The organism is Litoribacter populi, assembly GCF_007483685.1.
GTDB lineage: Bacteria > Bacteroidota > Bacteroidia > Cytophagales > Cyclobacteriaceae > Litoribacter > Litoribacter populi.
On the sequence record NZ_VMKN01000001.1, the window covers coordinates 1,037,540 to 1,060,101 of the forward strand.

The 22,562-nt window shown below is 44.1% G+C and carries 18 protein-coding genes; 13 read left to right on the forward strand and 5 right to left on the reverse strand.

Translation table 11 applies throughout. The features are described from left to right. Positions 1-12 precede the first annotated feature (12 nt). The 10 genes from FPL27_RS04340 (at position 13) to FPL27_RS04385 (ending at position 9,787) form a co-directional block, all read left to right on the forward strand. A complete protein-coding gene (locus FPL27_RS04340; protein WP_143959921.1) occupies positions 13-1,689 on the forward strand; it encodes a ComEC/Rec2 family competence protein in 1,677 nt (558 codons plus the stop codon). Positions 1,690-1,745: 56 nt separating this feature from the next. Beyond that, positions 1,746-2,522 (forward strand): enoyl-CoA hydratase/isomerase family protein, encoded by a 777-nt coding sequence (locus tag FPL27_RS04345; RefSeq protein WP_143959922.1) that lies wholly within the window; start codon positions 1,746-1,748, stop codon positions 2,520-2,522. 1 nt (position 2,523) lies between these two features. Continuing rightward, positions 2,524-4,437, forward strand: a complete 1,914-nt coding sequence (locus tag FPL27_RS04350; RefSeq protein WP_143959923.1) for a RecQ family ATP-dependent DNA helicase — start codon at positions 2,524-2,526, stop codon at positions 4,435-4,437. Position 4,438: 1 nt separating this feature from the next. Further along, positions 4,439-5,029 carry a hypothetical protein gene (locus tag FPL27_RS04355; protein ID WP_143959924.1) on the forward strand — a complete coding sequence of 197 codons (591 nt, stop codon included), beginning with the start codon at positions 4,439-4,441 and terminating at the stop codon, positions 5,027-5,029. Continuing rightward, positions 5,022-5,573 carry an NUDIX domain-containing protein gene (locus FPL27_RS04360; RefSeq protein ID WP_143959925.1) on the forward strand — a complete coding sequence of 184 codons (552 nt, stop codon included), beginning with the start codon at positions 5,022-5,024 and terminating at the stop codon, positions 5,571-5,573. The genes FPL27_RS04355 and FPL27_RS04360 overlap by 8 nt, the downstream gene beginning before the upstream one ends. Before the next feature lie 13 nt (positions 5,574-5,586). Next, entirely contained in the window at positions 5,587-6,036 is a 450-nt protein-coding gene (locus tag FPL27_RS04365) for an acyl-CoA thioesterase (protein WP_143959926.1), read from the forward strand. A 33-nt stretch (positions 6,037-6,069) separates the two neighbouring features. After that, entirely contained in the window at positions 6,070-6,783 is a 714-nt protein-coding gene (locus tag FPL27_RS04370) for a tetratricopeptide repeat protein (RefSeq protein ID WP_317129425.1), read from the forward strand. Beyond that, positions 6,783-7,745 carry an L-threonylcarbamoyladenylate synthase gene (locus FPL27_RS04375; protein ID WP_143962083.1) on the forward strand — a complete coding sequence of 321 codons (963 nt, stop codon included), beginning with the start codon at positions 6,783-6,785 and terminating at the stop codon, positions 7,743-7,745. Before FPL27_RS04370 ends, FPL27_RS04375 begins: the two co-directional genes overlap by 1 nt. Positions 7,746-7,805: 60 nt before the next feature. Then, positions 7,806-9,005 (forward strand): phosphoglycerate kinase, encoded by a 1,200-nt coding sequence (locus FPL27_RS04380; RefSeq protein WP_143959927.1) that lies wholly within the window; start codon positions 7,806-7,808, stop codon positions 9,003-9,005. 128 nt (positions 9,006-9,133) lie between these two features. Continuing rightward, a complete protein-coding gene (locus tag FPL27_RS04385; protein ID WP_143959928.1) occupies positions 9,134-9,787 on the forward strand; it encodes a flavodoxin family protein in 654 nt (217 codons plus the stop codon). A gap of 37 nt (positions 9,788-9,824) precedes the next feature. Here the strand turns inward: FPL27_RS04385 and FPL27_RS04390 are convergent, their stop codons facing one another. The 3 genes from FPL27_RS04390 to FPL27_RS04400 all read right to left on the reverse strand — a co-directional run bounded on the left by FPL27_RS04390 (position 9,825) and on the right by FPL27_RS04400 (position 16,127). Next, entirely contained in the window at positions 9,825-10,208 is a 384-nt protein-coding gene (locus tag FPL27_RS04390) for a septal ring lytic transglycosylase RlpA family protein (RefSeq protein ID WP_143959929.1), read from the reverse strand. Between the two features lie 130 nt (positions 10,209-10,338). Then, positions 10,339-11,088 carry a peroxide stress protein YaaA gene (yaaA, locus tag FPL27_RS04395; RefSeq protein ID WP_143959930.1) on the reverse strand — a complete coding sequence of 250 codons (750 nt, stop codon included), beginning with the start codon at positions 11,086-11,088 and terminating at the stop codon, positions 10,339-10,341. A gap of 83 nt (positions 11,089-11,171) precedes the next feature. After that, positions 11,172-16,127, reverse strand: coding sequence for a T9SS type B sorting domain-containing protein (locus FPL27_RS04400; protein ID WP_235893368.1), 4,956 nt, complete (start codon positions 16,125-16,127; stop codon positions 11,172-11,174). A gap of 98 nt (positions 16,128-16,225) precedes the next feature. Here FPL27_RS04400 and FPL27_RS04405 point away from each other — a divergent pair, with 98 nt between their 5' ends. Together FPL27_RS04405 and FPL27_RS04410 are read left to right on the forward strand one after the other, a co-directional pair. Further along, positions 16,226-17,269 carry a PorP/SprF family type IX secretion system membrane protein gene (locus FPL27_RS04405; protein ID WP_143959932.1) on the forward strand — a complete coding sequence of 348 codons (1,044 nt, stop codon included), beginning with the start codon at positions 16,226-16,228 and terminating at the stop codon, positions 17,267-17,269. A 12-nt stretch (positions 17,270-17,281) separates the two neighbouring features. Then, positions 17,282-18,514, forward strand: a complete 1,233-nt coding sequence (locus FPL27_RS04410) for a M48 family metallopeptidase (protein WP_143959933.1) — start codon at positions 17,282-17,284, stop codon at positions 18,512-18,514. Here the strand turns inward: FPL27_RS04410 and FPL27_RS04415 are convergent. Next, the gene (locus tag FPL27_RS04415; RefSeq protein ID WP_143959934.1) at positions 18,511-19,572 is read right to left on the reverse strand and encodes an NAD(P)H-dependent glycerol-3-phosphate dehydrogenase; all 1,062 of its coding nucleotides are present in this window, start codon (positions 19,570-19,572) and stop codon (positions 18,511-18,513) included. The two genes, FPL27_RS04410 and FPL27_RS04415, sit on opposite strands and share 4 nt — an antisense overlap. After that, positions 19,550-21,247 (reverse strand): 1-acyl-sn-glycerol-3-phosphate acyltransferase, encoded by a 1,698-nt coding sequence (locus FPL27_RS04420; protein ID WP_143959935.1) that lies wholly within the window; start codon positions 21,245-21,247, stop codon positions 19,550-19,552. Before FPL27_RS04420 ends, FPL27_RS04415 begins: the two co-directional genes overlap by 23 nt. Positions 21,248-21,419: 172 nt before the next feature. Between FPL27_RS04420 and FPL27_RS04425 the strand changes: the two genes are divergently transcribed. Next, entirely contained in the window at positions 21,420-22,394 is a 975-nt protein-coding gene (locus tag FPL27_RS04425) for a polyprenyl synthetase family protein (protein ID WP_143959936.1), read from the forward strand. Positions 22,395-22,562: the final 168 nt, after the last annotated feature.

Here is a 22,562-nt window from a genome sequence, read left to right on the forward strand (position 1 = left end):
ACTGATTTTTTTATGCTCCATTTTAGTGATTACCCTTTCGTTAGGTACACGGTGTTTTTTATTCTAGGCATTTTGTTCTATCCCCTGGCGGGAAAGATTGAGATGCTTTGGGTTTACGTTTTGTTTTTGCTGTGCTTTTCATCCTACTATTTTCTGCTTAGCCGAAGTCTGCTTCAGAAAGGCTTCCCCCAAAAGCTTCCCATTTCCATAGCCGCTTATGCGGTGTGTTTTTCCTTTGCGTTAGTGGTAGCCGGTAAACATGACGCTCTCCGAAACTCCGCTCATATCCTCCATGCCGGAGAAGTGAAGGCCTGGATTGGAGTGGTGCAGGATCCCGATGAATCCAAACCAAAAAGCAAAAGGAACCTTATTAAAGTACTTGAATTGGAAACTGAGGAGGGATGGATAAAAGGAGTGGGCAAGGTGATTATCTATCATCGGGATAGCCTAAAGCCTGGGGATGTGGTGCGGATTGAGCAGCCTTTGCAGCAAGTGGAGGCTTTTGAAAACGCGGATGGGTTTGATTATGCCAAGTTTTTGGCAAGACAGCAGATTTACCATTCCATGTTTGTTCGTGAAGTTCAACGGTTGGATTACGTAAACGAGAGTCCATTACGGTTTTATTTCGAGGATTGGAGAAGTTGGTTTTCTGAGAAAATTGGGATCTATCTAAGGGATGATCGAAGCCGACAGATTGCCAATGCCCTTTTGCTGGGGCAGAAAAGAAGCTTGAATAAGGAAATCAGTGAAGCGTTCAGCACGGCGGGGGCTATGCATGTGTTGGCGGTGTCTGGGCTACATGTTGGGATCATTTACGGGTTCTTCTTCCTGTTTTTCAAACCCTATCAGCTTCCTAAGGGCAAAAGGTTGGTTTTCCTATCAGTATTGATATTCATAATTTGGAGCTATGCATTTATCACCGGGTTATCGCCATCGGTATTGCGCTCAGCGACCATGTTTACATTGATGGCCTTGGCGCAGATGCAGTCCAGGAATCCATCGATATTCAATGCCGTGGCTATTTCAGCCCTGCTGATCTTGCTTTTTGATCCCAATATGATTTACAATGTGGGTTTTCAATTATCATATTCAGCTTTGCTGGGCATACTGTTGTTTCAGCCTTTGATTGTGAAGCTTTGGCTGCCTTCAAATAGGGTGGTGAATTACCTTTGGACGATTACCTCAGTGGGGATTGCGGCACAATTGGGAACATTCCCCATTTCCGGTCATTATTTCCAGCAGTTTCCCGTGTACTTCATATTCTCTAACCTGATAGCCATCCCGGGTGCATTTCTCATCATGGCCATTGGGATACCTTTTCTCTTACTTTCCAGCTGGACATTTATAGCCAACTTGCTGGGAAAACCCCTTGATTTTTTGATTTGGGGTTTCAATGAGTCTGTGTTTTTCATTCAAAAGCTCCCCTTGTCTAAGATTGATTCGATCAGCCTAACTGTATTTGAAATCTTCGGATATTATGTTGTGGTGGCTTTACTACTGGTGTTGTATTACGCTCCACATCGCAGGGTTTTGATGGCGATCATAGTGGTGGTGTTCTTGGGTGGGACATACAATTGGGGCAAAGTTGTGTTGTCCGTTCGTCCCAAAAGTAGCGAGGGTTTGCAGGCAATCAGTGAAGCGGTCAATTTTCAGGCTGAGAAAAGCCATAATTTGTTGACTCAGGACTGATTAATTTTTCTAATTTTGATGAAGACAAAAAGACTTTTTGGATAAAAAGATACAATATGGAAACCCAAATAACCACAGAAATCAAAGACCGTATAGGTTACATCACCCTCAATAAACCTGAAAAGAGAAATGCCCTCAACGCTGAGATGGTAGCAGACCTCAAGAAGGCGCTCAATAAAATGGCGGCTTCCGACAAGGCCAAGGTGATCGTGATCCGGGCCGCTGGAAAGGTATTTTGCTCAGGGGCCGATTTGGCCTCTCTGCAGGCTTTGCAGAGCAATACTTATGAAGAAAACCTGCAGGACAGCAAAAGCCTGAAAGAACTTTTTCACCTCATCTACACCCTGCCCAAAGTAGTGATTGCCGAAATTCAGGGCCATGCCTTGGCGGGTGGCTGTGGTCTGGCGACAGTATGCGACTTTTCTTTCAGCGTACCGGAAGCAAAATTTGGATATACGGAAGTAAGGATTGGCTTTGTACCTGCAATAGTGAAAGTTTTCCTACTCAGAAAAATTGGGGAAGGAAAGTCGAAGGAACTGCTTTTAGGAGCGGATTTGATAGAGGCGGAAACTGCCAAGGATTATGGTTTAATCAATACAGTTGTGGAGGCAGAAAATCTCACTTCGGAAGTTTATGATTTTGCCCAAAAGCTTATCAATCAAAACTCCGGACATGCCATGGGCCTCACCAAGCAGATGATTGCTGAGGTGCAGGGAATGGATCTTACGGAAGGCTTGGAGCATGCCGCTAAAATCAACGCCAAGGCAAGGGGAACTGAGGATTGCCAAAAAGGGATCGCAGCATTCTTGAACAAGGAAAAAATCAATTGGTAAGTTGAAGACAAAAGCGCTAAGTGTACTCAAGCAGGTGTATGGGTTTGATGATTTCAGGCCCATGCAGGAGGATATTGTCCTATCGGTAGCGAGCGGGCAGGATACCTTAGCGCTTTTGCCCACAGGGGGTGGGAAATCCATCTGTTTTCAGGTTCCGGCTTTGATGCAGGAAGGAATTTGCATCGTAGTGAGCCCTCTGATCGCTTTGATGAAGGACCAGGTGGATAACTTGCGGAAAAAAGGAATCCTGGCGGTGGCCGTCTACTCGGGCATGCGCAAAAGGGAAATCGATACGGTGCTGGACAATTGCATTTATGGCAACTACAGATTTCTATACGTGTCGCCTGAGCGGCTAAAAACCGAACTTTTCCGCGAGCGGGTCAAGCAGATGAAGGTTAATATGATTGCCGTGGATGAAGCCCATTGCATTTCCCAATGGGGGTATGATTTCAGGCCGCCTTATCTAGATGTTGCCGAACTTAGGGAGATTCACACCAAAGTTCCGGTGATTGCTTTGACAGCATCGGCAACCGATGTGGTGCAGCAGGATATTTTGGATAAGTTGAAGATGGTCAATCCAAAAGTCTTCAAGAAATCCTTTGCTCGAGCTAACCTCTCTTATTCAGTTCGATTGGTAGAAAACAAGGAAGAAAAGGCCCTGGAAATCTTGCAGAAGATTCCCGGAAGCGCGATTGTATATCTCAGAAACAGAAAAGCCACCAAGCAAATCAGCCAAGCCCTTTCCTACATGGGCATCTCGGCGACTTTTTACCATGCTGGTTTGGATAATGCCACCCGTGAGGCAAGACAGCAGGAGTGGATTTCGGGAAAGGTGCGGGTAATCGTCGCCACCAATGCTTTTGGGATGGGGATTGACAAACCGGACGTGAGGACTGTAATCCATTTGGATCTGCCGGAAAATCTTGAGAACTATTACCAGGAAGCCGGAAGGGCTGGGAGGGATGAGAAAAAAGCTTATGCGGTCCTTTTGACCAATAAAAAGGATTTGCAGGTTTTGGCCGAAAGGGCTGAAAAAAGCTATCCCCCAATCGATTTTCTTAAGCGTGTTTATCAGTGTTTGGCTAACTACTACCGCATTGCGGTGGGGAGCAACATGATGAGCAGCTTTGATTTTGACATCTCGAAGTTTACTGACACCTATAATCTGGAAGTGCTTTCCACCTACAATGCCCTGAAAGTGCTGCAGGAAGAAAACATGATTGAGCTTACGGAAAGCTTCTTTGTCCCTTCCACGCTTCATTTTTTAGTTAATCATGGCAAGTTGTATGAGTTTCAGGTTTCTTATGGAAAGCTGGACCCATTGATTAAGGTTTTATTAAGGACCTATGGAGGCGAATTATTTGTTGAATACTTGCGGATACATGAAAACAAGTTAGCCCAAGCGTTGAAAATTCCAGAGCAGGAAGTGGTCCGGCAGCTTGAGCAAATGGACAGCTTGAGCATCTTGGCCTATAACAAACGTAAAGACCAACCTCAAGTGACTTTTCTGACCGCCAGAATGGATGCTGGTAAATTGCCATTGAACCAAAAAAGAATCGCAGAACGCAGGGAAAATGCCAAGCAGAAGGCCCAAGCGATCACTGCCTACACCCAGCAAGACCGAATCTGCAGGACCAACCAAATTCAAGCCTATTTTGGTGAGGAGACCGAAAAGGAGTGTGCGGTGTGTGATGTTTGCGTGCAAAAGAGGAAAAGAAGTACGGTGGTGGACAGGAATTTGGGGCTCAGGCAAGCCGTTTTGGCAACTTTGTCGGGAGGTCAGGCGTTGTCAATGGACGAGCTGACTGCTAAGGTGGCCGTGAAAAATGATTTGGAAACCGTGGCCCTTCTGCGAGAGTTGGAAGATGAAGGCTTGATTGCCAGAGGGGAAGATGGGAAGATAAAAATGAACTGATATGAATTTTTGGGATGAAGTCGTAGAAAAGCTATTTGGCAACACGAAAGGCAATGTGGCTTTTAAGGAGAATTTCATTCAAAAGGAAGGAGATGTTGCCCAGGTTTCTGAGTGGTTGAAAGGCGAGGGTGCCGAGGTGATGGCGTTGGTATACAAAAATTATCATTTTCAAAAGGCCTCCATCAGTGCCAAGCCATTTGTAAAACTTTACAACACCCCATACGCCAACGGATTTGCGGTTTTTTTCCAAAACCCCTTGGAGCTGCATTCTTTTTCAAATCTTTTCTTTGCTTTTGGCCAGCGAATAGTAGATTTGGGTTATCAAAAGATCAGTCAGGACCGGAAAATTCAGGAAATAGGAACCGAAGTAAAAACAATTGAGAAACAATATTTTAAGCCACCCATTCGATATAAGGTTTCTGGCCAGAAAATTGATCAATTATTTGGTAACGTTAGCGTGGAGAAAGTTCTTTTCAATGATAAGCCGAGTTATATTACAGTATTGGTAACCATTTATTCCGACCACCTCTACCAAGACGCCAAACCTTTTGATGAATTTATAGAGCAATTGTTTGATCACCACAATGAATAAGCTGCAATTAAGAAAATTACTCGAAAACTACCGGACGCCCTTTGAGGAGGAGAGTCTTTTCATAGACGACTTCATCGCTTTGACCCACGATGACTTGGCCTTTTCACGACAGCGGGTACAAGGACATTTTACTGCTTCGGCATGGATTGTGAACAGGCGAAGGACACATGCCCTGATGACCCATCACCGCAAACTTAACCGCTGGCTACAGCTCGGAGGCCATGCAGATGGCAACGAAAACCTGCTGGAGGTAGCTATGAAAGAAGCTCAAGAAGAAAGCGGTCTGACTTCTTTGCGTATCGTAGATGTTTCCATCTTTGACATTGACCGGCACATCATTCCAGCCAATCAAAAAGACCCTGAGCATTTCCACTATGATGTGCGGTTTTTGATAGAGGCTTCCATAGATGAGCCTTTGGTCATCAGCCCTGAAAGTAAGGATTTGGCCTGGGTGCCTTATGAGACAGTGGAAGACCTAGTAGGGAACCAACCTTCTATTTTGAGGATGTTGGAGAAAACAAGCAAGTCACAAATGGTTATATAATTATTCTAAATCAATGAAAAAATATACAATGGAAGATGTAAAGTCTTCCTTTTCCTTTTCTATCCCAGTTCAAGTTAAATTTTCAGACATCGACGGATACATGCATGTCAACAATGGGATTTATTTCAACTACTTCGAACATGCTCGCGCCATATACCTATACAAGATTTGCGAATGGGACATGATGTCCACAGGTGCGGTGGTAGCTAATGTCAACCTTGATTTTCTAAGTCCAATCCACTTGATGGATGAGGTATATTGCTATGTTCGGGCGATAAAGATTGGGAAAAGCTCATTTGTGTTGGAGCAGGTTTTGGCAGGCAAAACATCCAAAGGCGATGACAAAGTTTTTGCATCGGGCAACGTGACCATGGTGACCGTGGACATGAAAACCATCCGACCAACCGAAATCCCTGAACAATATGTGGCAAAGATGAAGGCTTTGGACAAAGTAGAAAGTTAGAATTTCTATATTTGTCAAAAAAACACCTTTATCGTGATCAAATATCTGAGTTTATTCATTTGCATTTTCATATTTGTTAGTTGTTCACCATCCGAGCAGGAGTTGTTTGATGCCGGTGTGGAGAACCTGGAGTCGGGTAACAACGCCAAAGCTGTGGAATATTTTGACCGCAGCATTGAGAAAAACCCCGAAAACACCTCAGCCCATAATGCCAAAGGTGTTGCCTATTACAATATGGAGCAATATGATGAGGCGATTGAATCTTTCAATACCTCAATAACAATTGACTCTGCGTCTTACAAGCCTTTTTACAACAGGGGAAATGCCTATTTGGAGAAAAAGGAATATGTGAAGGCCCTACAGGATTACAATTATGCCAGCAGTCTTGATGCTGGGGTGGTGGATATCTATTACAACCGTGGAGTGGCTTTGCTGGCCATGGAGGAGTTTGAGGACGCCATCTTGGATTTTGAGGTGACCATACAAGCCAACCCGCAACATGGGCAGGCATTTTTCTACAAAGGGAAAGCTGAACTGGAGAACAATCAGCCTTTGGAGGCCATTGAATCGCTTACTCAAGCTGTACAGAATGACAGAAGGAATGGCGCAGCATTTTACCTTTTGGGCATCACGCAGATGAGTGCTTTGGCTATGAAAGAGGAAGGTTGTGGCAATCTGAAAACAGCCCTGACCTTGGGTTATACAGAGGCGAAGGAGTGGATTGATGAATTTTGCGAGGAGGAATAATGGCTGAAATCGGTCAAGATATTCAAAAGGCGAAAGAGCTTCTTGAAAATGGCGAACTGGTGGCCATTCCTACCGAAACGGTTTACGGTCTAGCAGGCAATGCCTTGGATGCGCAGGCCGTTTCCAAGATTTTTGAAACCAAAAACCGACCAAGTTTTGATCCCTTGATTATTCATGTGGGCAACATCGATCAAGTTTCGAAATATGTCCAGGAGCTTCCTGAGGAGCTAAAAATGCTGGCTGAAAAGTATTGGCCGGGACCTTTGACACTTTTGTTGCCCAAAAAAGAAATTGTGCCCGACTTGGTGACTAGCGGACTGGACCAAGTGGCGGTGAGAATTCCCAACCACCCTTTGACTCAAGAGTTGCTGAGCCAGTTGGATTTCCCACTTGCGGCGCCGAGTGCCAATCCTTTTGGCTACATCAGTCCCACTAAGGCCAAACATGTGGAAGACCAGTTAGGCGAAAAGATTCAATACATCCTAGATGGGGGTGAATGCCAGGTAGGACTGGAAAGTACTATCATTGGTATGGAAGATGGACAGATTGTAATTTACCGTTTGGGTGGAATGGATGTGGCAGAAGTGGAAGCTGTGGTAGGTCCTGTGAAAGTGCTTTCCCACTCCTCTAGCAATCCTAAAACACCGGGTATGCTGAAGAGCCATTATGCCCCTCGAAAACCATTTGTGCTCGGAAATCTTGAAGCCTTGGTCAAAGAGTATGAGGAAAAGGGCGAGTATTTCGGGGTTTTGAGTTTTGAGAAAAGCTTTTCGGGCATTTCTGATGACAGGCAAGTAGTGTTGAGTGAAAAAGGTGATTTTAAGGAAGCTGCGCAAAAACTTTTTGGTGCCCTTCGGGATTTAGATCAAGCGGAGGTCTCGGTAATTTTGGCCGAACTGCTTCCCGAGGAAAACCTTGGGAGGGCGATCAATGATAGATTGAGAAGGGCTGCTGCCCAATAGTGATAGTCGAAAGACAAACCCAGATTAACCATTATCAATTTTCAAACTTAATTTTCTAACATGAACAACCAAGTCAAAACAGTCGATCAGGTAAACTTTAAAGGCAGGAAGGCATTGATCAGGGTGGATTTCAATGTGCCCTTGAATGATAAATTTGAGGTAACAGATGATACCCGTATTCAAGCTGCCATGCCTACTATCAAAAAGATTTTGAAAGATGGTGGTGCTGTGATTTTGATGTCGCATCTAGGTAGGCCAAAAGGTGGCAAGGAGGATAAATACTCACTTCGCCATGTGGTGAGCAAGTTGGAGTCAGCTATAGGTACCGAGGTTAAATTTGCGGATGACTGTATTGGCGATGAGGTTGAAAGCAAAGCAAATGGCTTGAAGGATGGTGAAGTTTTGCTTTTGGAAAACCTAAGGTTCTACAAAGAGGAGACTGCAGGTGATGAAGGGTTTGCGGAAAAGCTTGCAAAACTGGGAGACATTTATGTGAATGATGCTTTCGGAACTGCACACAGGGCGCATGCGAGTACGGCTATTATTGCCCAGTTTTTTGATGAGAGGGTAGGTGGTTATTTGTTGAATGCTGAGTTGGAAAATGCCGATAAGGTGCTTGACAGTGCACAAAAGCCCTACACTGCCATCATGGGTGGAGCGAAAATTTCTGATAAGATATTAATTATTGAAAAGCTTTTGGACAAAGTGGACAACTTGATAATAGGTGGCGGTATGTCTTATACTTTTGCAAAGGCGCAAGGAGGAAAGATTGGAAACTCCCTAGTTGAAGAAGATAAGTTGGAACTGGCTTTGGAACTTATCGAAAAGGCAAAGAAAAACGGTGTCAACCTTTTGTTGCCGAGCGATTCTGTGATTGCGGACAAGTTTGACAATGATGCCAAACAAGACACCGCGCCAAACAACGATATTCCTGACGGATGGATGGGATTGGACATAGGAGAAGAGTCAAGAAAGACTTTCTCTGAAGTGATCAAAAATTCTAAAACGGTATTGTGGAACGGACCGATGGGTGTGTTTGAGATGAAAAGTTTTGAAGGCGGTACCAAGGCTATTGCTGAGGCAGTGGTAGAAGCTACCAAGAATGGTGCTTTCTCATTAATCGGTGGAGGTGACTCTGCCGCAGCGGTTAATAAGTTCGGATTTGGAGATGATGTTTCTTATGTGTCTACAGGTGGAGGTGCTTTGTTGGAACACATGGAAGGCAAGGTTTTACCTGGTGTAAAAGCCCTTTCAGAATAAACGCATTATAGATTTTGGATATGAATTGAGCCTGGAGATTTTTCTCCAGGCTTTTTTTTAGAGAATAATAAAAATGATTTAACAATCTTTTAATGAATAAGTTATGTGGGTGCAAAACTACTTAACCTATGAACTTGAAAGCAATTTTTCTCAACTGTACTTTAAAGCCTTCTCCGGAAACCTCCAATACTGGAGAATTGATTAACAAAGCCGTGCGTCTCTTCAGTGAACTGGGAATTGAAAGCCAGGTCATCCGGATCAGAGACAAAAAGGTGGCATTTGGTACTACATCGGATGAAGGTGGTGACGATGAATGGCCGTCCATCCTTAAGGAAATCAAAAATTCTGACATTCTGATTTTGGCTTCCCCTATTTGGTTAGGGGACAAATCAGCAGTCTGTAAAATGGTGATCGAAAGAATAGATGCCAGTACCAGCGAACAGGATCCTGAAAAAGGGCAATATCCGCTATACAACAAAGTGGGGGGAGCATTGGTAACAGGAAATGAAGACGGAGGTAAAAAAGTGTGTGCTGATATTTTGTTCAGCCTAAATGATTCCGGCTGTACCATACCGCCAAACTCCATGGCCTATTGGGTAGGGGATGCCGGTCCAGGTCCAAGTTATATTGAGGCAGGAGGGGAAAAGCATCTCTTTACTAATAAGAACTTGCAGATCATGGTGCATAACCTTGCCTTTAGCGCAAAGCTATTGAAGGAGAACCCTATTCCTACAAATATTCATCATTTGACAAAAGAGGCCGAAGAGGAAAGCGAGTCCTGAGGTGTTTCGGTCTTCCGTATCCCGTCTTCAGTCTTCTTTATCGCGGATATGCGATTTCCACGTTGACCACACCATCGGAGATCATATCAATTTTTCTAGCTGCACTTCGAGAAAGGTCAATTACTCGGCCTTTGACAAAGGGTCCGCGATCGTTAATTCGGACGGATACTGTTTTGCCGTTTTTTAGGTTGGTTACTTTTACTTCAGTTCCGAAAGGTAGGGATCGGTGGGCAGCGGTCATTTTATTATGTCTGTAAATCTCCCCGTTGGCGGTCTTGCGTCCCTGGAACTTATTGGCGTAAAAGCTAGCCTTACCAGTTTGGGTGACCATACGGGATTTGGGAGCAGTGGCTCGCGGGGCGCAGGAGGAAATCAGAAGGAGGGTGAACAGAAACAGGGTAATGCTTACTCTAGAAATCATTTTTTGTTTATTTTGACCATTCTCAGCAAGCCCAATGCCACACTGTTTAATTCACCACAACTAATGACTGCTGGATCTCCTCATGGATACCGAGTTCTGCATTGTGGAATCTGATCAGGGAAGTTTTGAATTATCTAACAAAGACCCATTCTTTTTCGGAGCTGAGTTTCTCATCGTATTCATACCCCTCCTCATTGAATATCTTTAACTTTTCGGGTTCATCCAGATGGTTTTGGATGATGAAATTGGTCATCAATCCCCGGGCCTTTTTGGCGAAAATCCCGATGATCTTGTACTTGCCGTCCCTGTACTCCTTGAAGTTTGGAGTGATAATATTAGCTTTAAGAGCATTTTTATCTACAGCCTTAAAATATTCTTGACTGGCTAGATTGATGATGGTTTCCTTGCCAAGCTTGTTGAGTTCCTCTGCTATTTTGGTGCCCCAAAATTGATATAGGTCTTTCCCTTTGTCATTCTCCAACTTGGTTCCCATCTCTAACCTATAAGGTTGTATCAGATCCAAAGGCCTAAGCAAACCGTATAGACCGGACAATATCCGCACATGATCTTGGGCAAACTTCAACTCTTTCTCCCCATATTCCTCCACTACCAGTTGCTGGTACACATCACCTTTAAAGGCAAGCAAGGCCTGCTTGGAATTGTCAAAGGTGAATTTTTTCTTAAAGTTCTGATACCTTTCCTCATTAAGCTGGGCTAGGTTTTCACTTACGCCCATTAGCTCCTTTATGTCAGTGGCTTTTTTGGTCTTCATGATAGTCACCAACTCCTGAATGTCTTTTTTAAAAATCGGCTCTGTGGCCAAGTCTACTTCAGTGGTACTCAAGTCCAACGTTTTCGCCGGGGAAATTATCGTAATCATAGTTTGTTGTTGGTATAGTTTCACGCAGCGTCCGCAAAGATTTCGCCACGAGCGGTGCGTGAATTTTATTATTGTGTTAGGAGTTATTCCAATACCACTACAGCGGTTTTGATCTCTTTTTCCAAATTCTGTCTCACACTCTTAAACCTGATAATTACCGGATATGTTCCGATAGGCACGGTTTGGCCTCTGACAGTTCCGTCCCATTCCATGATTGGTTCTCTTGGCGGAGTATCGACTTGCTCATCCACATGGATCAATTCACCCCATCTATTATAAATGAGTACTTGCACTTCGTTTACAAATTCATTCACATACACCACAAACCTTTTGTTCGGATCACGAAGGTTCATGGCATTAGGTGTAATAACTCTAGGTTCGCAATCTTCATCCACCAAGAAAGTAGTCATGGCCATACATCCTTCCTCATCCCAAACCCTTAGTGTATATTCCCCAGGCCTATCAGGCAAGATGGAGGGCATATCACTGAAAGGCTCATCCTCATCCTCAAACACCCACTCAAATCGGTCGTAGTTGCCAGCAAAAATCTCTGGAGCAAAGTTTTCTATAGCGCAAATGACATACCTGTCATCTAAAGTAGGCGTCTGAATATTGGAGTCCAAGATAGTAACCCTGTCTTCACCCACCACACAGCCAAATTCATTGAGTATTTCAACAAGGTAAACCCCACCATCTTCTGCTGGAATGGTAGTTTCAGGACCTGAAGAAAGCGGTACATTGTCCAAGTACCATTCAAAGTTCATTCCTTCCCTGAAATTCCCTGTTACGGTAATAGTGTTTCCCTCATTTCCGCAGAAAGATTCTGGGACTAGTTCAGCTGGTATTGTTCTGAAATCAATTATAATTGGATCAGGGTAAGGTATTGGGCAACCATCGGGGGTGATGATTTGGAAGGCATACTCTCCGGGAGGTATGTCGTCTATTATAAAGCCCAGTTCCTCGCTGAACCCTCCGGTTCTGACTTCTCCAGTCCCTTGTCTTACGAGTTCATAGGATGCGGTAATGGGAATACTGGAAAAAGTTACGGTAATTTCTCCCAGCTCCGTGTCGCAGTCAGCATCATATGCTAGGTCAAACTCATAATTTTCAGGAGGAGAGATGTTTTCAATTCGAGCAGACTGGGCAAATTCACAGCCATTGTTGCTGGCCAAGAAGGTGTAATTGCCTGGTGCTAAATTATCTATAGTTTCTACCTGCCCCGGCTCCAAACCGGTGAAAGTCAAATCAAGCTCCTCAATAGTAATACTTTCTATAGGGGCGTTGATGGTGAGCACAATTACTCCTTCCGGGTTGTCGCAATCCACGTCCACGTCTAGAACTTCAATCTCATAATCCGGCAGTGGATTTACTCTTAGTGCCATAATCTTTTCAATAAGACAATCTTCCACCAATGGATCTTCAGCCATAAAAATGATCGAGAAAACCCCCTCACCGATTGTTTCGGTATCCAGTTCCAAGTCTTGGGATTCGGTAATCCGTACCCTGTCCTCACCTTCGAGCTGATAAAACCATTCTCCCTCGATAGGAGTGTCAGGAGTGAAAGTGACGATCTCCCCAAGACAAACCTCCTCTTCAGATTGCTCAACTTCAAACTGAAATGCGGGGCCTACGAATATGGATTGTGTACTAGGGCAACTCAAAGCTTCGGCATCGGGATTATCCTCCGGGATGTTGAAGCTAACTCGGACGGTATAAACACTTTCTTCGTCTACAGTAATGGTATTAGTAGTCCCCAAAATCTCCCCGGCAGCATTAACCCATTCGAAGATGTAATCAGCCGCATCAAATCCATCGGCTTCTGCATCCATAGCGAAGAGTGTAACCGATTCTCCTGCGCAAAGAACGGCTTCATCTTCTAGGATTAATGACGGAGGGGCGATGACGACGACTTCCATTTCATCTTCGAAATACTCAGTATCACCGCAGCGTTCAACCTCTAATCGAACCGTGTGGGTGCCTTCAAAAGTAAATTCGTATTCCAGATTTTGAGATTCTTCGCCTCCCCTTATTACAACTTGATCTATATCCCCATTAGGTAAGGTAATGATCCAAGTATAAAAGTCAATATCAGGCTCACCGCCACCTTCAAATAGTCCCCATGCTCCCTCTTCCGGATCCAGACAAAGCTGCTCAGGGCCGTCGAGTGCAGGTTCGGGAATAGCGCTTCCATCCATATTGACAAAGGCCGGAAGCCCTAGATTTGAGGTTCCCTCCATTGGATCGTGGGCCTGATTGTTATAAAAATGCCTGGTAGTACAATCCTCATCCGATATTTCCATGGTCTGGATTTGACCAATTACATTTTGTCCCGGTCTGGCGACATAGACCTGACCGTCTGGTCCTATCTGCAAGGCACCAAAATCTCCGTCACTAGTTACCACGTCTCGAGTTTCAATAATACAGCTTTCTCTTTCCTCCTTAGAATTGGCATTATCAAGACATTCAAAACAATCTTCAATTGGTTCAATTATGAATTCTTCTACACGACTATTTCCACCTAAGTAACTTACGTAAACTCTAGAACCATCCCCCGAAAATTCCACACCATAAACTTCGCCATCACTGCCCAGGTCAAGAGAGGCATACTCTGAAAGCTCACCAGTTTCTGTATCAAAATCAAAGATTTCTACCCAGTTATTGGTGCCATCACTAAATGTAATGGCTACTTGAGATCCATCAGGACTAAGTTTCATGGCTCCAATCTCGCCTGCGTCAAAGTTATGGTTTTGTCCTACAGCACTAAATACAGGTTGCCCAATACCCTGAGGCCCTACAGGGTAAGCTCTAAATGTATTATTTCCAGCTTCGTGGAAGATGACCCAAGTGGGATCGCTCCCCACCGCCGCCATTTTTTCGGTACTGGTGCTGAATAGGAAGTTGTCTTGGGTTGGCACACTGCCGAAGCCTGTTTCTGTGCTTCCCTTAATATCAACTGTGGAGAATTTAGCCTCACCGTTTCCAATGGTAAACAAATAATATAAAGTCTCATCTTGAGGAACAGCCACAGCCAAAACACTTTGGGCAACATTCTGATCTCCTCCTATATTTTCTGCAAGCACCACTCCGTTTGCGTCCCAAACAGTCTCTCCGTCAGAGTAGAAAAGTACCTCACCAGCTGCATCGGAAATAGTGGTCACCCCGGCGGGCATATTAGAAGGGTGGCGACTTGGAATAGGCCTTGGGACAGGCAAGTCTTCCCCTTCAGGCCCTGGGTTAAAATCAAGACCAGCTCCATCACCAAAATACCAGATATTATTTTTAGGGTCATCGATGTCCCAGACATTTACGCGGATGCTGGCATAAGCGGTACATTCGGGATTCATTGGGTCTCTAACCAATACCCAGTATAGGCCCGGCTTATCAGTTATACAAGGACGCTCCTTTGGTCCCCAACCTTCCTCTTTTCTATCTGACCAGAAGTATTCTAGGTTATCCATGCCACCTCCACCGGGGCCGCCGACTCCGGGGCCTCCTATTCCTCCACCCCCTTGCTGGTCATCCCCCATGCTGGCTTCAAGCCATGTGTCTATATCGAAGCATTGTCCAGCGCATATTGTAGTGTCTTGAGGTGTAAATTGTGCCTCAATTGGGTTTTCGGTCAGCGTAATAGTATTGGTAACATCTATTGTAGAACCATCCGCAAAAGTCACTGTAAGGGTTACCGATATTGATTCCTCCGCTGTTGCATCTGCTGGGATCAGCAAATGCTCCTGATCCAGATCCAGCTCGATAGGTTCCCCGTCTGCATCTACAAGCTCGGCTGATAGTTCCCACTCAAAGGAAACTGGTCTAAAGTTTCTTGGTGTAATTTCTGAAGTCAGCTGTATGGGATTGTTTTGGCAGGGCATTTCAGGTTGCCAGGTGAAGTCTACTTCAGGTGCAAGCTCGGCATTGGGCGAGAAATTGGGAAAGGTGGTGCTGCAAAAGTCTGCTTGGTCAAACGGATCCTCATCCACTTCAACTTCCAGAATATCCTCCTCATTAGGGTTTTCTACTACCCCTACATATATTGCTTCCAAGCCGGGCTCACTATACAAATAATATAGCCTTCCGTCCGGCCCTACTCTTATGTCAAATATTTCCTCTATGTCGGTCTGCAGCGGAATTGTTTGGGGGGGCAAATCGGGGTCAGTGGTAGAAATCCGGATCAGCTCATTCCCTCTGGAAAAATACATGTATTCTCCATCGGGAGAAAACTCTACCCCGTTGATGGGAGTCCCATTGCCCGTACCTTCTATGGTAATGAGCTCTCCAAGGCTCGTGCCATCTGGTTCAAGGGTAAGGATATGGATATCTTCGTCTGGGTCCTCAGGAATCAAGACCAACTCTCCTGATTCTTCATCGAAATACATGGATTTCACCGCAAAGGGCAGGGGGGTAGTGATGGGGTCCTCAAATTCCCCCGCTACCTCAGTAAATCCCCGTGCAACCAGGTTCCCACCTTCTATTGTCAAAAGAAAAGTGGTTTCGGCCGCCCTGACCACAAGGATTGGTCCAGTGATATCGGTGGCGATTTGAACATCTTTTTCAGCAATTGCCCCTAGGGGAGGTTGGCTGCCAGTGGCTCCTCCGGGATCATTCATGTCTACTATGGAGTAATAAAGAGTACCAACATCATTTACATAAAAAGTGTAATAGAGTTTGTCTCCATCCACGTCATAGTCTAGAATCCCAATGGCCACTCCCTGCTGTGCATCCAAGTCTCCTGCAAGTTGAGGAGCCATATTTTGCATTGGTCTTTCCAAATTATTGTAAAGTAACACCCCATCTGTATAAAAAATAACGTTACCTGTGATAGGATCAATGGCTACGGCTACGTTGTCATTACCAAGAATATCGTTTAAATTACGTATCGAGGGATTGGTTCCTTTACCAAAAGAAATCGCCTTTGCAGGGCTTTCCTCCCCGCACCCGAAGATCCATTCGTTGTTATTAAAACCTTGGGCTTGACTTTTGTTAAATAATAAAATGAGCCCGAGGATCAGCAGGCTGGAAAAAATGAATTTTATTTTTAGCAAAGAATACAGAATTTTCATATTATATAGCAGCCAATAAAACACCCGGATTGGCAAAACGTTTATATAAGCTAGTCATCTTCAAATAAACGAACAAATAATTGTTTAAGTCGCACCTTTATATTGTTTTTTTTACTACCCTGCTCCTCAGCCTTTCCTATCAGGCTTTTGGCCAGGATCCACAATATAGCCAGTACTATGCCGCTCCATTGTACCTTAACCCTGCCCTTGCCGGTTCAGAACTGACCACTAGGGTTGGCCTTAATTATAGAAATCAATGGCCAGGATTGGATGCTAATTTCAGTACTTTTTCCGCCTATGTGGATACCTACATTGAAAATCTGAACAGTGGGTTCGGCTTCCACATGATGAATGATGTGGAAGGGGCAGCAGGACTCCGGTCGCTAAGTCTTTCAGGGCTTTATTCCTATGAACTCCGACTCTCGGAAGGGGCTTATTTCCGTCCGGGTTTTCAGGCTAGCTACATTCGAAGGGACATAGGCTACTACGAAAATCTTATTTTCGCCAACCAGATAAACCCGACGGACCCGTTTGGACCCACCCTTCCCGGACCGAACGAGGACTTGGGGACACCGGTTAACATGCTGCCGCTATCTTTTGGAGGATTGTTTTTTACGGAAAACTTCTGGCTAGGCGGTGCTGCCCACCATGTCAACCAGCCCAACCAATCCTTTTTGGACGGGGTGAGTCCGTTACCCTTAAAATGGTCAGTACACGGAGGTTACCGGATTTCTTTGGGGCAAGGTCCCATGCGGCAGGATTTTACCCATACATTTAAACAGCGCTACATCACACCCACTTTCAATTATAAAAGACAAGGGCCTTTTGAACAATTGGACGTCGGGGCGTATTTATATGCAGAACCACTTATAGTGGGGTTGTGGTATAGAGGATTGCCCTACAAACCAGTTGAAAGTCAAAGCAACCGTGACGCCATTGTCCTTTTGGTCGGATTTAGCCTTCCTACAGGATTCAATGTTGGCTACAGCTTTGATTACACGGTTTCTCAACTTGGAATCCAGTCGGGTGGAGCGCACGAGATTAGTTTAAGCTATATTTTCCCAGATCCAAACCAAGGTAAACCAAGAAGACGGGATACAATCCTTCCATGCCCCAAGTTTTAATGAAAACTGTGTATGGATCCGGCTTTGCTGAAGTACCTTTTATTAGGTATAATTACATTGAACCTTATATTTGAGAAGTCCATCAACTGGCTGAATGTCAGAAGGGCCCATTGCTTGGTGCCTAAGACCTTGGAGCAATACCTGAGTCAAGAAAAAGTGACCGAGTCGGAGGAATATCAAAAAACCAATTACAACTTTGGCTTGATTACCGGGTTATTCACCTATCTAATTACAGCGGTATTTATTCTTTTCGGGTTTTTTGGAGACCTAGACGTTTGGCTGCAAAATTTTATTACCGAACCGCTTTTTCGCTCGCTGATCTATATCGGAATTTTGTTTGTTGGTTCTGATCTGCTTTCCCTTCCTTTTGATTATTATCACACTTTTAAGATTGAGGAAAAATTTGGGTTTAATAAAACCACCCCGAAAACTTTTTTTGTGGATAAACTGAAAAGCTACATGCTCTCTATTACAGTTGGTGGTATATTGCTTTTAGGCTTATTTTGGTTAATCCATCAAATTGGAAGCGATTTCTGGTGGATATTTTGGGCGGTTGCAATGGTATTTATGTTGGCAGTCAATCTTTTTTATACAGCATGGATACTTCCTATTTTCAATAAACTTAGTCCATTAGAAGATGGAGAACTCAAAACAAGGATTCTTGCGTATGCCAATTCAGTAGGGTTTTCACTGGATAATATTTTTGTAGTGGACGGCAGCAAAAGGTCCACAAAGGCAAATGCATTCTTTTCGGGATTTGGGAAAAGGAAGAAAGTTGTACTATTTGATACTCTCATCGATCAGCATACCCCAGATGAATTAATTGCGGTGTTAGCCCATGAAATCGGCCATTATAAGAGAAAACACATCTGGTACAATCTGCTGACCAGTTCCCTTCAGGTAGGTGCGATGTTATATATATTGTCTTTGGTGATCTATAATGAAAGCATGAGTTTGGCTTTAGGTGGAAACCAACTGGCAATACATTTAAACCTGATCGGGTTTACGATGTTATTTTCTCCAATCTCTATGATTTTGGGGATTGGATTAAACATGATGAGCCGGAAACACGAGTATGAAGCAGATGCGTTTGCTAAGGAAACCTTTGCGGGTCAACCTTTGGCCGAAGCACTTAAAACGCTCTCAGTGAAAACCCTTAGCCATCTCAATCCACATCCCATCTATGTCTTTGTGCATTACAGCCATCCACCATTGCTGAAAAGACTGGAAAAGTTGGAAAGTTAAAGGAAGTCAACATCCACATTGAATGGATATTTCATTAGATATTGAAGTGCTTCTTCAACTTTAAATCCTTCAAAAAGCACTTTGTAAAGGTTCTCGGTGATCGGAGCTCGCATACCAGTGCTTTCAGCAAAAGTTTTGATTAACTTGACTGTATTGATGCCCTCGGCAACTTCTTCCATGTCGGCGATGATGTCGGGAAGCTTTTCCCCATTTGCAAGTCTAAAGCCCACTGTGTAATTTCTTGATAATTTAGAGCTACAGGTTGCCACCAAATCACCGATTCCAGCAAGGCCTATAAATGACTTGGTACCGCCGCCTAAGGCTTTACCCAAGTAGATCAATTCCACCATTCCGCGTGATATTAAAAGTCCTTTGGCATTTTCTCCTAATCCCATGCCCCCGAGTGCACCTGCAGCGATGGCGATGATGTTTTTCAGTACCCCACTTAACTCCACTCCTATGATATCCTGGTTGCCGTAAACCTGAAACCTGTCTGATCTAAGCAAACGTTGCCCTTCCAGAATAACCTCATTGTATTTACTGGCGATTACAGTCGCGGCTGGTTGTTTCAGTGAAAGCTCTTTTGCTAGGTTTGGGCCGGCTAGGCATCCTACCCGTACCACCACGGTTTCATTCAAAATTACCTCGCTCATTGTGGCGATGTTGTCCCTTTTGATTCTGTCCACCGTCTCCAAAGTCTTCCCTTCTGGAAGTAATAGAGATAACCCTTTGGTGCCATGAATCAGGATATGATATGGATGAAGGAATGGAGCAAACTGCTGTATCACCTCTCTGAATCCAGTGGAAGAAACTACAGGGAACAGAATTTCACACTTTTGGCAAATGTATTCTATATCAGTTGTCGCTTTAATGTTGTGGTGGAGATCTCTTCCTCCAGCTGTATGTTGGGTATTGATCTCATCTACTACTTCGGCTTTACGCGCATAGACGATCACCTGGCTTTTTTCGGCCAGCATGTTTGCTATTGCGGTTCCAAAACTTCCAATTCCAATTACTCCAACGGGTTTACTGTTCCTAGAAGAGTTTTTCAAGATCATATCCGTCAAGTCTGTTGTGATAAAAATAAAGCAGGTTCATGTCTTCAGTTATAATGTCGCCATTTTCATTCCTGATCAACGGGCGTTTGGCATGGTAAAGTCCGACATTATTGAGTCCATGTTCGATGATGGCATCTAGGTCCTGCTTGAGGTGAGGGGCGATGTGTACCTTTCCTGCAGCCCTGATTTCCTTGATGTTTTCTAAAACCCTTTCACATTCCATTTTGAACTGTGAATATGAAATGACCAAATCTTCTTCCGGTAGCCTTAATAAACTAAATAGGTCGAGTTTTTTGTTCTGGCGTTTGAAAATCTGGAAGGCGGTAAAGGCGACCAAGTGACTGCTGAATACACGATTAATTTTGTGGAATTCCTCAACAATCCTATTGCCCAGTCTGATGGTATATTGGTCCTCCCTTTGGGTATCGATGGAGATTTTTCCATCAGACACGAAATAGTCACGAGTGTCAATGTTCCGGCCGTGACTGTCCAAGCTCCGGCCATCCTTGTCTACATAATTTCCAAGAACATCCATGGCTTTTCCCACCGAAACAGAGATATCAGATCCTTTTGTGAAAAACTTTACTAGGAATTTGGCAATCTTCAATGAGTTTGAAAATTCATCCGTCTCCTGATAAAACCTCTCCTGACCAGTAATGGATAGGTGTTCCTGGATTAAGCTTGGAGCCTCAAGCACAAAATGATAATTGATTGTAACGGGTACAATGAATATCTTACCACCGACATCATCCAGCTTTTTTTGATAATTGGCGCGTTGTGCTTCTACAGCAGTGCTTAATAGGCCAAGTTTGAGCTTAGACTCAATTTTCCCGCTTCTGGACCGGGTCCCACCTGGAAAGAAAAGGCTATGGCAACCAAATTGTATAGCTTCACTTGAATAAGTCTTTAAGGTTTCTATGTAGGGAAGGTTTCTTTTCCTCCTATCTACCTTGTAGGCACCCAAGGCATTCATGAAATAGCTAAAAATCTGAATATTGAAAAGGTTGAGCCCTGCGCCATAGATGAATGGCGGCATGCCCAAGGTGCTAATTGTCCAACCGATAAGGATGCTATCCAGGTTTGAGAAATGCGTAGGCACCATGACTACCGTTCCTTTGGTAGCCAAATCTCTCAGCTGTTCTGTTTCTCCAATAATTTGAATTTTGTCCTGAAGGGTGTATTGAGTGCTGAAAAGCGATTTGAAGCCTTTTACTCTTGCTGCATTTAAAAGCCTGGAAAAACCATAGGTCACTATTCTCCTTGTAGCTTTATAATGACTGTGTTTAAAATTACTTGCTATTTCCTCGGCATACCGTGTGGTGATGTCAAGGAGAATATGGTGGTAGGCGATTTTTTTGTCCTTATGAGATAGGCTGCTTTCGGCCGTGAGATGAACCATTCCTGATTTCACCTTTGACCAAAACTCATAATCATCCTCCGGATCCACCAGCCAAGGATTTTGTTTAACTCTGAGTTTCTCCCTATATAAAGTAGTCTCCAACTCTTCCCTCAATATTTCTATGTTATTGCCTGTCAGGGCAATGATGCGATCCCTGGCCGCCAGAGCCACAGCATTGATAAACTCCTTTCGGTGTTTGCTGAGTTTCACGACGGGCCATTCGTCTTTTTTGGGAAGGATGGGGGCGTATTTATGCTTTATGTAATCGTCAGTCAAGGATCTCTAGTTTAAACGGTTCAAAGATAAGGAAAAATAGTTTCCTATCTATGGAGGGGTGAATTACAGAAACTATCAGCAGGCCTCTGGGTTTATGATTTTGGCAACTTATTACCGAATGTCATTTTGTCAATGAAGTAATAGGTTGTATTATTGCATCTTCAAACCATCGATGAAGCCGGATTTAAAGCAAATACAAGCCCCGATCGCCACGGAAATGGACGATTTTGAGAAGAAGTTTCGCACCTTTATGAAAAGTAAGGTGAAGCTTCTTGATCATATAACCGGCTATATTGTCAAGCGCAAGGGCAAGCAGATGCGGCCCATGTTTGTTTTTTTGACTGCTGGTGTGTCGGGGGGGATCACCGAATCCTCTTATCGCGGAGCCGCTCTCATCGAACTTTTGCACACGGCCACACTCGTTCACGATGACGTGGTGGATGACGCCAACTATCGAAGAGGGTTTTTCTCTGTCAATGCCCTCTGGAAAAACAAAATCGCGGTTCTCGTTGGGGATTACTTACTTTCCCGTGGATTGCTTCTCAGTGTGGATAATGGTGATTTCGGCTTACTGCAGATTGTGAGCCGTGCCGTTAGGGAAATGAGCGAAGGTGAACTTTTGCAAATTGCCAAAGCAAGAAAGCTTGATATCACCGAAGATGTCTATTACACCATTATCCAACAGAAAACCGCAAGCCTTATAGCAGCTTGCTGTGCAGTAGGTGCCGCCACTGCCGGAGTCGATTCCGACCAGGTGGAAAAGATGCGCATCTTTGGGGAAAAGATTGGGATGGCTTTTCAAATCAAGGATGACCTTTTTGATTATGGTAAAGATGAAGTGGGCAAACCTGTGGGTATTGACATCAAGGAGAAGAAAATGACTCTTCCGCTAATTTTTGCATTGGAGAAATCGTCATGGGTTGAAAAAAAGAAGATCATTTACCTCATTCGTAATAAAAATGAGGACAAGAAGTCTGTCAATCAAGTGATTGACTATGTAAAAGCTTCCGGTGGACTTGAATATGCCGAAAGTGTGATGAACCGATATTATCAGGAAGCCTTGGAAATACTTTCGACTTTCCCTGCTTCAGAATACAAAACCTCTCTCGAGGCGCTTGTTGAATACACCATCCAAAGGAAAAAATAGCAAAATTTGGGAAGCTCTCCCACTTTCTCCCCCCTCTAGAAAAAATATTGATTTTTTTCCTACCAGTTTCACTTCCATGTTTATTTGAATAAAACCACAAATATGGCCTTCAGGCTTTTATTTGGTGGAAAATACAATTTTTTAACCTTATAATTCTAACCAATCTTT

Bases quoted from the DNA above. Each gene is read 5' to 3' on its own strand.
- FPL27_RS04340 (WP_143959921.1), top strand. From the start codon at position 13: ATGCTCCATTTTAGTGATTACCCTTTCGTTAGGTACACGGTGTTTTTT.
- FPL27_RS04345 (WP_143959922.1), top strand. From the start codon at position 1,746: ATGGAAACCCAAATAACCACAGAAATCAAAGACCGTATAGGTTACATC.
- FPL27_RS04355 (WP_143959924.1), top strand. From the start codon at position 4,439: ATGAATTTTTGGGATGAAGTCGTAGAAAAGCTATTTGGCAACACGAAA.
- FPL27_RS04360 (WP_143959925.1), top strand. From the start codon at position 5,022: ATGAATAAGCTGCAATTAAGAAAATTACTCGAAAACTACCGGACGCCC.
- FPL27_RS04365 (WP_143959926.1), top strand. From the start codon at position 5,587: ATGAAAAAATATACAATGGAAGATGTAAAGTCTTCCTTTTCCTTTTCT.
- FPL27_RS04375 (WP_143962083.1), top strand. From the start codon at position 6,783: ATGGCTGAAATCGGTCAAGATATTCAAAAGGCGAAAGAGCTTCTTGAA.
- FPL27_RS04380 (WP_143959927.1), top strand. From the start codon at position 7,806: ATGAACAACCAAGTCAAAACAGTCGATCAGGTAAACTTTAAAGGCAGG.
- FPL27_RS04385 (WP_143959928.1), top strand. From the start codon at position 9,134: ATGAACTTGAAAGCAATTTTTCTCAACTGTACTTTAAAGCCTTCTCCG.
- FPL27_RS04390 (WP_143959929.1), bottom strand. From the start codon at position 10,208: ATGATTTCTAGAGTAAGCATTACCCTGTTTCTGTTCACCCTCCTTCTG.
- yaaA (WP_143959930.1), bottom strand. From the start codon at position 11,088: ATGATTACGATAATTTCCCCGGCGAAAACGTTGGACTTGAGTACCACT.
- FPL27_RS04410 (WP_143959933.1), top strand. From the start codon at position 17,282: ATGGATCCGGCTTTGCTGAAGTACCTTTTATTAGGTATAATTACATTG.
- FPL27_RS04415 (WP_143959934.1), bottom strand. From the start codon at position 19,572: ATGATCTTGAAAAACTCTTCTAGGAACAGTAAACCCGTTGGAGTAATT.
- FPL27_RS04425 (WP_143959936.1), top strand. From the start codon at position 21,420: ATGAAGCCGGATTTAAAGCAAATACAAGCCCCGATCGCCACGGAAATG.